Below are 15,062 nucleotides of genomic sequence, written 5' to 3' on the forward strand. Positions count from 1 at the left end.
TTACCTCCGTATTAGATTTCATTCTAGTACTAAGTATCCTTTATATATGGCTGAATTAGAAAACCAACCTATAGAATCTTTGGATTCGAATACGTATGAGATTATACAGCGTAGACTTCAGCAACAGAAAAGTGATTTAATCCAACGATTACAAGCACTGAATGATGATCGCAAAGAAGTTTTTACCGCTGTTGATCTGAAACTTATCGCCAATCAACGCATTACCACGGAAAACAATTGTACAGCTCGAGGGATTATTGCCTTTGACAACCTTTGTATTTTTGGGTATAATGTACACTTTGGATTGAAAACTGCCATCGAACTTAGCGATGTATTCAGTATCTATCGCTTTGAGAACAATCAGTTTATTCCTCAACCGTTGGATTTTATCCACGATGCAACCTTTGTTGAAGACTATAAAAATTTATATAAATACTACAGAGACTCCATTTTCAATCGATTTCAAAAAACAGAGAACTACCTCTATATGGTTTTTCAAACCAGTAAGAATATCGATAGTTTAAAGGCTTTTAAGTGGTTGATTAAAGACAATCAACTGCATTATCAGGATGATCGCAGCATTCACGAAGTAGTAAAAACGCCTCAATTTGAATTTGATTGGAATAAAACAACCCTTGAAAACAGACGATTAGGGGTACACCCACACGTTTCTATTCAGGACAAAGTTTTTATTGAAGCAGTCGGCGGTGACATTACCTTTAAAATTGAAGACAATACGAGCAATGGACAAGGTATTTATTCAGAGCCCGTAAAAAATATTGATCAACAATTGGACGATGCGGAGTACTACTATGCAGACTTAGGAAACTTTATCAGCATTCGCATTAAGCCGTATCAGGAGGAATTCCGCGCCTTCATCTTCAATACCAAAACCAAACAAGTCATCAATGTACCCGCCTTGAATCACACGGGAATTTTACTTCCTGATGGACAAGGGATTATTTTTTCCAATGGGTATTATTTACAAAGTGGAGAATACAAGATTTTTGACAACAACATCAAAAACTTGGAATTCATCAAGCAGATTCCCTCGCATAATGGGGAGGATTTCTTGTATATTTTTTATCAAGCCGAACATCACATCTATACCTTGATGTCGTATAACATCATTAAACAACAAATCGAAACGCCAATTGTTTGCAGTGGATTTACGTTGTTTAACGATGGAAAGCTCATCTATTTCCGTTCGGAGAACGAAGCAGTGAAACACCATGTGGTTCAGATTTGGGAAACTCCTTATACGGCTACATTAATTGAAAACAAGGAGCAAAAAGAAAATCAGCTCTATAAAATAGGCAACAAAGACCTTGTAAAAGCGATGGCTGAATGTCAAGAGATTATTCACCTCATCGACAAGGAAGATTCATATGAGGGGCTTTATGATGATATTGCAAAGAAAGCGAATGACGTTATCGACGCTTACTATTGGATTAACACAGCAGAGACTAAGCAGCTAAATGAACCTTTAGATCAAATTAAACGCATTGCTAATACGGCCATTGATGAATTTGAAAAGGTACAAGAACAACGCAAAAGGGCCGCTAATCGATTAACAGAATTAAAGGGAATTGTTGAAAAACAGCTATTCAATGTAACCAATGCTAAAGGCAATACCTTGGAAAGCTTGGTTCACTTACTTGCTGAAAACCGAAAGCTCTTGGGTGAGATTATCAGCTCGCGTCAAATTAAATACATTGACGTTGCCGTTTTAGATGGCTACCAAGAAAAATTGGGTAAAACCAATGCAACCCTTTCTGATAAAACGATTGATTTTCTCTTACAAGAACAAGCCTTGCTTCCCTATGAACAGAAAGTACTCGATCAAAAAGAGAACGTGCAAGGGGTGACCAAAGTAATTGATGCCAATGCTATTGACAACAGTTGCAAATCGATTTCGAGTGAATTAGAACTATTGATTGACATACTCAACAGTTTAAAAATAGACGATACTACACAAGCAACAAAGATTATAGCCAAAATATCCGTTATTTTCGCCTCGTTGAATGAAGTACGCGCTCAATTGAAACGCAAAATAGATGCGTTGCGCACCAATGAGTCTATTGCAGAATTTCACGCTCAACTTACACTACTCGATCAGAGTATCATCAACTTTTTAGAACTTTCCAATTCACCTGAAAAATGTGAGGAATACCATTCAAAAGTGAGTGTTCAAGTAGAAGAACTGGAAAGTAAATTTGCCGATTTTGACGAATTCATCTTAAAAATCGCCGATAAACGCGAGGAAGTATCCAAAGCTTTTGACACGAGAAAAACACAACTCGTTGAACAAATCAATCGACGTACCAATGCTTTAGAGCAAATTGGCGTTCGCATTTTAAAAAACATTGAAAACAAATCGGCTTCTTTTAAAACAAAAGAAGAAATTTTGGCTTTCTTTTCTACAGATTTAATGGTAGACAAAGTACGTCAACTGATTATTGAACTGCGTGATTTAGGTGATGTTTCCAAAGCAGAAAACTTAGAGAACAGTGTAAAAACAAGTCAAGAAGATGCCTTGCGCACACTAAGAGACAAGCAAGATTTATTTGTTGATGGCGAAAATATTATCAGTTTAGGCACACACAAATTTGCAGTAAATAAACAACCGCTTGACCTAACCATTATTCGAAAAAATGATCTTTTGTACTACCACTTGACAGGAACGAGCTTTACTTCGCTCATTCAAGAGGATAGCTTATACGCCTATAAAGAAATTTGGAATCAGGATCTCGTTTCGGAAAACAATCAGGTATACCGAGCGGAATACTTAGCTTATCAGGTATGGCAATCCTCGGCCAATACGGCATTGACTACCGTACAAGAAGCAATTAAACTGCGCGCAGAACAAAATTATGCTGAAGGTTATCTCAAAGGTGTACACGATTTTGATGCTTTAGAAATTACACAAGCGCTTTTACAATTAAAGGCAGCCTTGGGTATTCTTACCTATAGACCTGCTATTCGCGTATCGGCTCAGCTTTTTTGGTATCAATTAAAAGAAGAATGGAGCGAAACCTTGTTGAAACAAATCAACAGTGCAACTGCCGTACAAAAACTATTTCCTTCTAGTTCAAACTACCAGTATATTTTGAATCAAATAGAAGAATTGTACCTGCAATGGGAATCGCCTTTTCGTCTGCTTGATTCTCAACAAACTGTAGCTCAATACTTGTTTGAAGAATTTGCCGATGGCACGTATTTTACAAAATCCAAACAAGCCAATCAACTCAAAAAAGAGTTTATTGCCTTTTTACAACAGCACAATGCACTCGTTACTTTTGAGCATGATAGTCAAGCGGAATTTCTAACGACATTGGATCGTTTCTACCTGATTCAAAATTGGTTGTATTCGTATTTGGATCAGCAGGCTGAATCTAAAGCATTACATAAATACGTCGACGAGGCTTGTTGTTTACTTCTCTTTGAGAAACACTACAACTATACCGTAAAAGAGAGTGAGGATCAACAATTAATCAAAACACTCAAGGGTAATCATCCAATTCTTGTTCAAGACACCTACCTCCTTGACTATCATTTATACATGGATAAACTAGCGTCATTTGAAGCAACAAATGTACCTTTGTTTCGCACATTTCTTGCTACTAAAGAACGCTTGTTGAGTGAATACAAACAAAGTTTAAAAATCAACGAATTAAAACCGCGTGTTTTGACGTCATTTGTCCGAAACAAATTAATTAATGAAGTTTACTTTCCGTTGATAGGAAATAACTTGGCCAAACAAATTGGCGTCCATGGAGAAAATAAACGCACGGCGCGTATGGGCATGTTGCTTTTAGTTTCACCTCCTGGCTATGGAAAAACGACATTAATGGAGTATTTAGCGAATACCTTAGGATTGCACTTTGTCAAAATCAATGGTCCGACAATTGGGCATTCCATTACCTCTATTGATCCCAATGAAGCAAAAACCTCAGGCGCTAGAGAAGAATTAAAGAAAATAAACTTATCCTTTGAAATGGCAGATAACGTGATGTTGTATTTAGATGATATACAACACTGTAGTCCTGAATTCTTGCAAAAATTTATCTCACTGGCCGATGGTCAACGCAAAATGGATGGTATTTTTGAAGGAGAAAGCAAAACCTATGATCTAAGAGGGAAGCGTTTCTGCATTATTATGGCAGGAAACCCCTACACGGAATCTGGAGAAAAATTTCAAATTCCCGATATGTTAGCCAACCGGGCAGACACCTATAATTTAGGTGATGTTATTGGCAGTACAGAACAGCTGTTCAAACTGAGTTTGTTGGAAAATGCCATAGCTGAGAACACCTACTTACAACAATTAAGTGGTACTAGTTTGGATGATTTCTATCGACTGATTAATCACATCGAAACCAAATCAGAAGAAACACTTTCTTTGGAAGGCAATTTTAGTCCACAAGAGATTGAAACCTTCACAGCCGTACTGAAAAAATCGCTGATCATTCGCGATTTGGTGATTAAAGTCAACCAGCAATATATCCTCAGTGCAAGTATGGATAATGCCTATCGCACTGAGCCTGCTTTTAAATTACAAGGCTCCTATCGCGATATGAATAAAATGATTAGCAAGGTAGTCCCTTTGATGAATGACAAAGAAATTGAAGAACTTATTTTGACTCATTATGAAAATGAATCTCAAACGTTAACTTCAGATACGGAGGCAAATCTCTTAAAATTAAAAGAACTGGCACATCAACTTTCAACAACAGAGCGCGAGCGCTGGGAAACGATCAAAGCGATATTTGTCAAACAGAACAAATTGGGCTTTGTGGGACAAGATAATCAAGCAGCACAAGTTTTAAGTCAATTGATGGATTTCAATCAAAACTTAGAACACATTGCTCAAGCCATTAAAATAAAATAATAGAAGAACGACCTGAACCATACAGGTCGTTCTTCTTTTTTATACATTTACTGTCGAAAACAAACAAATTTATCGCTTCTAATTCTCTTTTATGTCAAAGCACCTTGCCCGAATAGCTGTCACGGTTTTATTCTTCTTTTTCGGTGGTATATCCGCCTCTTGGGCCTCGAGAATTCCCACAATCAAAGCGTATTTTGGTGTAAATGATGCTGCATGGGGATTTGTCTTATTATACATTTCAATCGGAACCTTGATTTCCTTGCCTTTTGCGGGAACTATCATTGCAAAATTAGGAAGTAAGCGAGCGACCTTTTATTTCTTACTTGCCTATTTTGTGCTTTTGATTGGTATCGGATATTGGGACATCCTGTGGCAACTCAAGATAAACTTGATTTTTTTTGGTGTTTTTAGTAACCTGACGAATATATCCATCAACACCCAAGCTATTAATGTATCCAAACACTATAAAGGTCAAATTATAGGATCCCTTCACGGCACTTGGAGTATTGGTGGTTTTGCGGCCTCTTGGTTAGGTGCAGAAATGATTAGTAGCTATGTTCCACCCCTGCATCACTTTATTTACTTCTCTACGGTTGGGATTATTGCTTCCCTCTTCCTCTTTAAATTTTTACTCCCTGATACGATTCCCGTAGAACAGGACAAAAAACAAGAACAAAAAAAGAGGAACTGGCCCGATAAGAATTTAGCAGTCTTGGGGTTGCTTGCCTTCTTTTCGATGGTTACAGAGGGTACCATGACTGATTGGTCCAGCGAATACATGAAGCACATTGCCCTAGCGCCGATTGAGTTAGTTGGCTATGGATTAACTGCTTATATGTTTACGATGGCTAGTGGGCGTTTTATTTCCGATTATACCGTTCGAAAATACGGCGAACGCAAAACTTTGTCCGTTTGTGGATTACTAATCTTTTTAGGATTAGGTGCAGCGGTTCTATTTCCTCATGTTTACACGACCATTTTATCGTTTATGGTGGTTGGATTTGGTGTTTCCGCCGTGGTGCCCATGGTGTATCACCTTGCAGGAAATAGCAAAACTATGCCTCCACAACAAGCCTTAACTTTAGTGACAAGTATTGGTTTTATTGGTTTTTTTCTAGGTCCACCCGTAATTGGTTTTATCGCACAACAGGCCTCCTTACAAACCGCTTTTGCCCTTATTGCCTTTTTCGGATTATCCATTACCCTTTTAAATTGCTTTATCAAACTAGACAGTTCGAAATAATTTTATATATTCTCTAACAATTGAATCGCTAAACCCCATACGATTGTCTATTTTTATTTTTATATTTGATCATATTTTAAACTATCATTAATGTTTACATTTTTGCAAGCTTCACCAGATGCAATTACTACTGCCGTAACGGATTTAAACGAAGTAGTAACTCAAGAAAGTCAAATTTCGGCGTTAGATTTTGTTCTCAAAGGGGGAATTTTCATGATTCCTATTATCCTTTTGTTTATCTATACCATTTATCTATCCATTGAGCGATATTTGTATATTCGAAAACAAACAAAATACGACGCAACTGTACTTCCCAATACTCTCAACCTATTGGAAAAAGGTCAAATGGATTCTGTTGAGTTGACGTTGTCAAGAGATAATAATTCCTACACGAAAGTAATTTTAGAAGGAACACATTCAATCGGTAGACCTATTACGGAGATCGAAGCCAATATGGAGCGTTTAGCTACTATTGAGATTGGAAAAATGGAAAAGAAGATGAGTCACTTGGGATTAATCGCCGGTATTGCACCTACTTTAGGTTTCGTTGGAACCATTTTGGGGGTAATTCGTATTTTCTATAACATTAGTATTTCTGAGGATATCAGTATTGCTAATATCTCAGGAGGACTATATGAAAAAATGATCAGTAGTGGCTCGGGTCTAGTTGTAGGTATTATTGCATATGCAGCCTATCACCTATTGAACTCGTCTATTGATAATTATTTGTTGCATACACAACAAACGATTTTAGATTTTATTAATGCAATACAGCGACCAAATGGCAATCAAAAGAAATAAACGCTTTAAAGCGGAAATTGCGACTTCCTCTTTAAGTGACATTATGTTCTTCTTGCTTTTATTCTTTCTTATTTTATCGACATTAGCGAATCCCAATGTGATAAAAATGATGTTGCCCAAAGCGGCATCAAATGAAAAAACGAATAAACAGCACCTGACCATTTCAGTTACAGAAGACAAACGTTTTTTCATCAATAAGACAGAAGTCCCATACGAGGAGTTAGAACAAATGCTCTTAGCAGAACTAGGAGGTAATACAGATCAATCTGTTGTGATTCGAATTCCATTTAATTCACAGATTCAAGAACTTGTAGATGTACTGCAAATTGGTGTAAAACACAACATTAAATTTGTAATAGCTACACAAAAGCAATAAAAAAAAGGAGCGATTGAGATCGCTCCTTTTTTTGTTTAGTTTAATTTAAACTGATATACGATTTTCCCTACTTGTCTTTCGGGTGCTTTATCATTGGGTTGCCATTTCGTTTGTAGTGCAGCAATTTTTGCTTGCTCTAATAAACAGTTGGCTGTATTGGTTGTTCCTTTTACACCGGCTCTGGCATCAACAGTTGTTCCTGCTTGGTTTACCCATACCTCAACAACAACAGTTCCGATCTCGTTACACGTGTATTTTGGAATTGCTTTTACTGTTGCGTTTCTACCCTCTAGTGAATAGCCAATTCCATCCCCTCTTCCGTTACCATGTCCATTACCTACTCCACCACCTGATCCGCTTCCTACGCCAGTACCTGTACCACTACCTACACCAGATCCGCTTCCAGTACCACTTCCAGTACCTGTGCCGTAATATCCACCATTCGTCGATAATCCACCCTGTCCACTTCCTGTTGTACCACCACCACCAGAACCATTTCCGCCGTTCATAAAACTGCTAATCGCATCCTTAGTTGTATTGGAAACATCGGGTTTAGCTGGTGTAGTCGCTTTCTTTTCTGTTGTTTCTACTTTCTTCTCTGTTGTTTTTTTAGCCACATGTTCTGTTTGCTTTTCAACAACGGGTTTTGTTTTTTTTGTTTCTTCTTTTTTAGCTACAACAACAGTCGTTTCCTCCCCTTTTTCATACGCTAAAACTTGCTCTTCTTCTACCGGTTCAGCCTTGGCTATCTGTTGTTCTTCTTCTACTACTTGCACAGGATCTGAAGAGGTCGTTAAATGATCTCCTGGTGTTCCTTCTAATGAAATAGCTACGCCATTTCCGCCACCGCCACCGCCACCAAAATTGGTGTAAGACGTATGGCTATCCATAAATTTAATGAAGAATAAAAGAAGGAAAAGCAATAGCGTAACCCCCAAGGTAATGAGGATCGAAGTTTTTTCTTCTTTTGAATATCTAAAATTCATATTAATTAATGCCTGAGATTAAAACGTTCATTATATCTAACAAATGTACTTATTTTTTTGGTTCAACTCTTTTTCTACCCTTCTTTTTAAGAAGTCATTATCACACTTCCTTTTTCCTCGTCTTTTACAACAGACAACGACAAGGGAATACGCTCTTGCAACTCATCCACATGAGAGATAATGCCTACAATACGATTTTCTTTGTGCAAGCTGCTCAACGTTTCGAAAACAATGTTTACCGATTCAGTATCCTGTGTTCCAAATCCTTCATCAATAAAGAAGAAATTCTTATTGGATTTCGAAAGGCTTTGTACACTTTCTGCCAAGGCTAAAGCCAAGGACAACGACACTTGAAAGCTCTGGCCTCCAGACAGCGTTTTTACACTGCGCGATTTTCCATTGTTTAGATAATCTATAATTTCAAATTCATTGCTTTCATTTAGCTGTAAACTTAGCTGATTATTGGTCAAGCGATGAAAACGTTGATTGGCACTATTGCAAAGATTGCTCAGATAAATACTCGATACATAGTTAACGAATCCAGCGCCTTTGAACATATTATCCAGTAGATTAATATTTTTCAATCGCTTTTCCACTTGATCAAATTCATCCAACAAGATTGCTTTCTCTTTGTAATCCTGTTCCATGCGTTCAATTTCACTTGCTAAACGAACGACGACTGTTGTTTGCTCTTTCACCTGTTGATCCAAGGTTTCCATACGTTGTGTTTGCGCTTGAAATCGCACGGGATCAAAAGCGAGGGATTCTAATTTAGTCGCTAATTGTTTTACCTGATTGCGCAATACTTCGAGCTTAAGGACAAAGGCCTGAATCATTGCTCTTGTTTCTTCTATGGCAATGTTTTTAGCCAAAATCTCCTTGACAAAAATCACATCTTTCAATTGAAAGGTATGAAGCAATTGCTGAATCTGTCCTTGCAGGTTATCTTGAACTTGTGTCAATTCTGTCAAGGTCAACTGTAGATTTTTTTGTTCTGTTTCCAAAGCGGCCAAAGCAGGAACGAGTTGTTGCATGCCTTGCGTCAAGGTTTTATAGCGCTGTTCTACTGCTATAATGTGTTGTTCTTTTGTTGCTATTTCTTGCGCAATGACCTCTTTTTCACGTTGCAATAGTACAGTAAGATTCAACAAGCGAATTTGTTTGGCTTTGGCAGCAATATCCGCATCCATTCTCGCCTGATCCAGTTCTATTTCTGCAAGCTTTGCTGTGTACAACTCCACGTTTGCACGAACACCTTCCGCTTTTTTCACTTGCTGTTGGTAGTGGTTTTCTGCTTGTTCGAGTGCTTCATTGACTTGAACAGCTTGTTTTTTCAACTCTTCCAGTTGTGCTTTGTTCCCGCTCTCAATTTCAGTCCACACAAAAGTAGCTTGCAATTGTTGCAACTGTTGTTGTTTTTCCTCTAGTTGTTGATTGATTTCCCCTTCTTGTACCAACAAGAGATGTCTTTTATCCACTAGGGCTTGAACCTCTCTTTCTCTTTGATTCAATACAAGTGCTTCTTGTCGAAGTTTTTCTTGTTTTTGTTCTAATTCAGCAAGTAAACTCGAAACATCAGCTGAAGCCAGAACAGTAGGATGTTCTAAAGCCCCACAAAGTGGACATGCTTCTCCTTCTTTTAAAGCCGTTGCATAATGCGCTAATTGCTGAGCGACGCGCAATTGATCCAATTCTTGGCTGAGCAACGCTTGAATGCTCTGACTTAATTCTCTTTTTTGAGCTAGATGTAGCTGCCAGTTCTCTTCATTTATAAAATCCAAGGCATCCAATGCCTTAGTCCATTGCTGGATTTCACCCTGTACTTGCGTTTTTTTCGCTTGTCCTTCGTTTCGATTTCGCTGTAGGTGTTCCCACTCCATAAACCACTTATCCAAAGCCATCAAGCGCATGGGATCAATGCGATTGTTTTTTAATGCTTGTACTTGTTGCTCAACCGAAGCAATAATTTGTTGAATTTCTTGCAGTTCTCTTTTGGTTTGCACGACCACTTCCTTGCCTTTTCTCAAGCGTTCACCCAATGCTTTTTGTGCTTCTTCTGTCTGTTTGATGCTTAGAATCAACTGCAATTCAAGAAGTATTGCTTTTTCCTTTTCGAGGGATTCATACTGTTGCTCAACCTGTACAAATTCTTCTTTTACTTTGGTATATTGCATCTGCTTCTCTTGAAGCTCTTTTGTTTTATTAGCTAAAACCGCTTGTTTATCTACAAATTTAGCTGCTGTTTGCTCTTGTTCCTTCAATACAAATCGAAAGGACTTATCGACTTGTTCATATTGAGCTAATTCTCGTTGTTGTGATTGAATTTGGCCTTCTTGTGCTTCTAAACTGAGTAGTTCTCTTTTACTAGTTTCCAAGGTTTCGAAATCACTTTTTACGGCATTTAGCTGTTGAAAGAGTTCTTGTTCTTTTTTAAAAGTCTCCAGTAGTTGATTGAGCTGTTTTTCCTCTGATTGATGTAGCGTCTTTTTTTCTTCAATCTGCTCGATGGTCAGTAAAGTAAAGCGCTGTAACTGTCCTTGCAAATGATCATAGCGTTGACGTGTTGTACTATATAGAGCTTTTGTTTTTCCAGATAAATCAAATCGATCTAGACCAAAAATCTCCTGCATCATTTTCGTTCTATCCCTTCCTCCTAATTCAATAAATTCTTTGAACTTACCTTGTGGGATAATAATGGTGCGTTTAAAATTTTCATAGCTCAACCCGATTACTGCTTCAACATTTAAATCGGGTAACGGAATCCACGCCTCTTCTTTCCAATGATACAAAACTGCATCTCCTCGTTTAACGTCTTCAAAACGCTTCGAATTTCGTTTAAACTCTCTGTAAATACGATATTTTTCTTCCTTAAAATTAAAGAATTCAAAATCAATCGTCATGCGATCTGATTTTAAATTCATCATATTATATGCGCGTTTATCTTGGGCATTTAATCGTTCACTCTCTCCATACAATCCGAAAGATATGGCTTCTAAAATAGACGATTTTCCTGAGCCTACCTTACCGAAAATGCCAAACAATCCCGCTTGAATCAATTGGGTAAAATCAATGACTTGTTTTTCTTGGTAGGAATAAAAGCCTTCTAAAGCTAGTTTAATAGGTATCATGCGTACGGTTAGTTTATAATTTCATTGAACAAATCCAGTAATTCGCTATTGGGTTCTTGTCCATTGTTTTTTTGTTTGAAGTAATCGGCAAAAAGTCCTTGGATATCTTGTTCTAAATTTACCTGTATACTTTTATTTCCCTCTGCTTGATCTTGGAGGTTCACAACGGGAATAATGGTGATAATTCCATCGTGAGCTTGGTTAATTCGCTTAATATCATCTGCTTTTAAAAAGGTATCACTAACGAGCGTTAATTCTACCAAGTGATTTGGATTTTGTTGGAGCCAATCGACAGTCTCATCAACGGAAAAAAACTTTTTACGCGTTAAAGGTCGTCCTTTTGTCAAGGCTATTTTTTGATAGGTTGCCGTTTCATTTGGAGCTACTTCCACCATCATGATATACTTTTCTTGTCCTGCCTCGCTAAAGCTATAACACAAAGGGCTACCTGCATACACAACTGGGCGATCGACTTCTCCTAGTTGATGTGCGCGATGCAAGTGACCTAAAGCGGTATATTGAATTTCCTTGGGAATACTATCGCTGTAAATCAAATCTGCATTTCCGATTTTTAATGGTTTTTCTCCATCGGGTTCCTCCAGTTCTTCTCCTCCTTTTTTCATCATATACAAATGAGAAATTAAGAGGTTTACCCCTTTCGTATCGCAATATTCTGTAGCCAATCCTTGCCAATTGCTCTCCAATACTTCATTTAAAGCTGTTGTTTTATCCGCGACATTCAACGCCTTTTTCAATCGCACTTCATTGGCATAAGGCGTGTGAATAATACGGATGGGAAAAGGGAGATGTGCTAACTTTAGCTCAATAAAACCTTCTACAGCATGGATTAAGGTAAAAGCATCATTGTCCTCTAGGGGCTGAACTACCGTGTTGGGCAAGCCAACCAAAAGAATTCCACAAGCGCGGGCTAGAGGATCGGGAGCGTCAATTCGCTCAGGACTATCGTGATTTCCCGCAATAGCCAAAACAGGTCGCTGTCCGTTGCGCGTCAAACGGCGAAGCGTTTTATAAAATAGATCCTCTGCTTCAATTGGTGGATTAAATGCATCAAACAAATCACCTGCAATCAGGATGATATCTGCTCGCTGCTCGTCCGCTATACCACAGATTTCATCCAATACCTCTTTTTGCTCCTCGATTCTTGAAAAATTATCCAATCGCTTTCCTAAATGCCAATCTGCTGTGTGTAATATCTTAACTTTCATTCTATCCTTGATGTTTACCTCTCAAAGATAAAGGATAAATCAAGCAATCGCTAGCGTTTTATTTCATTTCAGTACACCAAAAAAAGGGAAATAAAATACTACTTTTGTTTTAAAACCCCCAGAAAATGAAAAAAGCAGTATTTTTAATTAGTAGTCTGTTCGCTTTACTCTCTTTTATTTCTTGTAAAAATAAAGTGGAAGAAGTCCCTCTGCTAACTAATCCAGATGAAATAAATGCGCATAAAGAGATTTTCACCTCCCTTGTCAAAACAGTATATTATGCTTTTGAACATAGCGATGCTTCTTTACTCTTTGAAAATTTAGATCAAGAATCTATTCAATACTACAACCGTTTACTTCAAAACACAAAAACAAAAAAAATACAAGGTTCTTATAGCGAAAAGAGCGATTGTATAGTGGCTCTTATGCTTCTAGAAGATGAAGAACTTCAAAAAATAGATGCGCAACAGTTCCTTCAAGTCCTATTAGACTATTATAAATTACCTGAATCAGCGTCTGAATCAGACAAAGAGAACATGATTGTTAATCTCGACGACCTCGAAGTTCGTGGTCCTATAGCTACTGCACATACTTCAAAACTATATCCCCTAAAATTCATTAATGAAAACGAGCAATGGAAATTTAACATCTTAATTCGATTAGAGCGAATGAGTGAAATAACGCTGGAATTAAATAAAAATAATAATATCACTGAAAAACAAGCCTTATTAGATATTATCCAACATGGTCACTATGAGCATAATTCTAATATAAAACGATCATTTGACGAGGTCTGGTTATTGATAAACTAATACGATTCAATCAGCTATCATAATAAATCCTTTTTTATATGAGCGAATTATCCATTGCTCAACTCCCAAAATAAAACAGTAATTTCTTCTTTGATTAAAAATTCTTGCCATTAGAACGAATTTTAAACTTATAATTTGTTGTTTTCAATTATCAGTCTCTTTTTTTTGTGAAAAACAAGTGAGCCATCGATAAAAAACGGTAAAAAAAGTAATCGCCATTTTAGCTTTATTCGCTTTATATGCATGTAAAGGCACCGAACAAAAACCAGTTGTATAGCCAACGGAAGCAGTAGAGCGCATCAATATTGCAGAAGCGGAAGCTCTTGTGGGAATATCGATCGATAATGTTCTTATTGCTTCCTCCACCACGCCATGATTCGTTACTACAACAAACGTTGATTGACGGATTGGTAAAGTGTGAGTACATAAGTAGATGGTTAAGGGTTTGTAAGGGGTTTGTAAGGGGTAACATTGGTAAAAAGGCCTAAAACCCTTGTACGTATTAACTATCCCCTTACAAACCCTTTACAAGTACTTTGCTTGTTTACTTCAAAATAATGAAATTCAGTTATTTATAGGTTTTTGTTTCGAAAAATAATGGAAAAGAACTCTTTGTTTAGATTTTTTTTGCCTTTGAAAAAATAGAATACCACTAAGTAGGGCAATAACAAGGGGTTGCCAGTTGAGCAAAATATCTCGTGTCATCCCAACACAAACAGCGACAATCAAGGCAACATTCACAAAAAAACCTCACCTAAAATTAGATGAGGTTCTATCTTGTAACGCTTATTAGACAGCTTCTTTTTTTATGTGAACTGTGAACTAAATCTCACATCCTTCAGGTCCACATGCATTGGCATCCTGATCGCCTTTCATTTCAAATTTAGGTTGGCTCTCTTCGAATGCTTGGGTAAGTGCTTCTGCAAAGGTATCAATCGGTTGTGCTCCTGATATTCCGTATTTTCTATCTACGACAAAGAAAGGAACACCAGAAATACCCAACGCTTGAGCTTCGTCAATATCATTTCTCACCTCTTGCGTTTGAGTTTCACTTTGCAACAAAGCGACTACCTCCTCTTTATTCAGACCGATTTCTGTTGCTAATGCTGTTAGCACCTCAAGATCACCTACATTCTTTCCTGCTGTAAAATGCGCAAAGAATAAAGCTTCTTCCATTTCATTTCCCTTGCCGTGTTGTTGTGCAAAATGAATGAGGCGGTGGGCTCTGAATGTATTTACGGGTATGGCAATATCTTGTCTAAAGTCAATTCCCACAGCTGCTCCTGCTTGTTGTAAGTGATTCATCATCCCTTCGATTTGCTCTTTGGGCATTCCTTTTCGTTTTACTAAGTATTCTACTGTTGACTCAGAAGCTCCTTCTACGGGTAAAGTAGGATCTAATTGAAAACTCTTCCACTCTACTTCAATCTTATCTTTAAAAGGCAGTTGCTCTAATGCATTTTCAAAGTGTTTCTTTCCGACATAACAAAAAGGACACATCACGTCTGACCATATTTCTACTTTCATTTCTCTACTTTTTTAAAATTAAAATAGGGGAAATCAACTACCCCCCTATTTCTCAAATATACGATTTACCGC

9 protein-coding genes are annotated in these 15,062 nt (G+C 37.5%); 5 read left to right on the top strand and 4 right to left on the bottom strand.

Translation table 11 applies throughout. The features are described 5' to 3' along the window. The first annotated feature begins 46 nt into the window (after nucleotides 1-46). From ACPDHL_RS08135 to ACPDHL_RS08150, 4 genes are all read left to right on the top strand, one after another. Nucleotides 47-4,891, top strand: coding sequence for a DNA repair ATPase (locus ACPDHL_RS08135; RefSeq protein ID WP_430532278.1), 4,845 nt, complete (start codon nucleotides 47-49; stop codon nucleotides 4,889-4,891). Between the two features lie 91 nt (nucleotides 4,892-4,982). Next, nucleotides 4,983-6,134, top strand: coding sequence for an MFS transporter (locus ACPDHL_RS08140; RefSeq protein WP_430532279.1), 1,152 nt, complete (start codon nucleotides 4,983-4,985; stop codon nucleotides 6,132-6,134). A 90-nt stretch (nucleotides 6,135-6,224) separates the two neighbouring features. Beyond that, nucleotides 6,225-6,935, top strand: a complete 711-nt coding sequence (locus tag ACPDHL_RS08145) for a MotA/TolQ/ExbB proton channel family protein (protein WP_430532280.1) — start codon at nucleotides 6,225-6,227, stop codon at nucleotides 6,933-6,935. Continuing rightward, nucleotides 6,916-7,311: an ExbD/TolR family protein gene (locus tag ACPDHL_RS08150; protein ID WP_182625778.1), complete on the top strand. Its 396-nt coding sequence runs from the start codon at nucleotides 6,916-6,918 to the stop codon at nucleotides 7,309-7,311. Before ACPDHL_RS08145 ends, ACPDHL_RS08150 begins: the two co-directional genes overlap by 20 nt. Nucleotides 7,312-7,346: 35 nt before the next feature. On the opposite strand, the gene ACPDHL_RS08155 is transcribed toward ACPDHL_RS08150, so the two are convergent. From ACPDHL_RS08155 to ACPDHL_RS08165, 3 genes are all read right to left on the bottom strand, one after another. Continuing rightward, nucleotides 7,347-8,297, bottom strand: coding sequence for an energy transducer TonB (locus tag ACPDHL_RS08155; RefSeq protein ID WP_430532281.1), 951 nt, complete (start codon nucleotides 8,295-8,297; stop codon nucleotides 7,347-7,349). Nucleotides 8,298-8,383: 86 nt separating this feature from the next. After that, nucleotides 8,384-11,425 (bottom strand): AAA family ATPase, encoded by a 3,042-nt coding sequence (locus ACPDHL_RS08160; protein ID WP_430532282.1) that lies wholly within the window; start codon nucleotides 11,423-11,425, stop codon nucleotides 8,384-8,386. A gap of 8 nt (nucleotides 11,426-11,433) precedes the next feature. After that, complete coding sequence (locus ACPDHL_RS08165) at nucleotides 11,434-12,651, bottom strand: metallophosphoesterase family protein (protein WP_430532283.1); 1,218 nt, start codon at nucleotides 12,649-12,651, stop codon at nucleotides 11,434-11,436. 125 nt (nucleotides 12,652-12,776) lie between these two features. On the opposite strand from ACPDHL_RS08165, the gene ACPDHL_RS08170 reads away from it, so the two are divergent. Further along, complete coding sequence (locus tag ACPDHL_RS08170; protein ID WP_430532284.1) at nucleotides 12,777-13,463, top strand: hypothetical protein; 687 nt, start codon at nucleotides 12,777-12,779, stop codon at nucleotides 13,461-13,463. Nucleotides 13,464-14,285: 822 nt separating this feature from the next. Here ACPDHL_RS08170 and ACPDHL_RS08175 read toward each other — a convergent pair. Then, complete coding sequence (locus ACPDHL_RS08175; protein ID WP_430532285.1) at nucleotides 14,286-14,990, bottom strand: DsbA family oxidoreductase; 705 nt, start codon at nucleotides 14,988-14,990, stop codon at nucleotides 14,286-14,288. Between the last annotated feature and the right edge of the window lie 72 nt (nucleotides 14,991-15,062).

The organism is Myroides sp. C15-4, assembly GCF_050522745.1.
Classification (GTDB): Bacteria; Bacteroidota; Bacteroidia; order Flavobacteriales; family Flavobacteriaceae; genus Flavobacterium.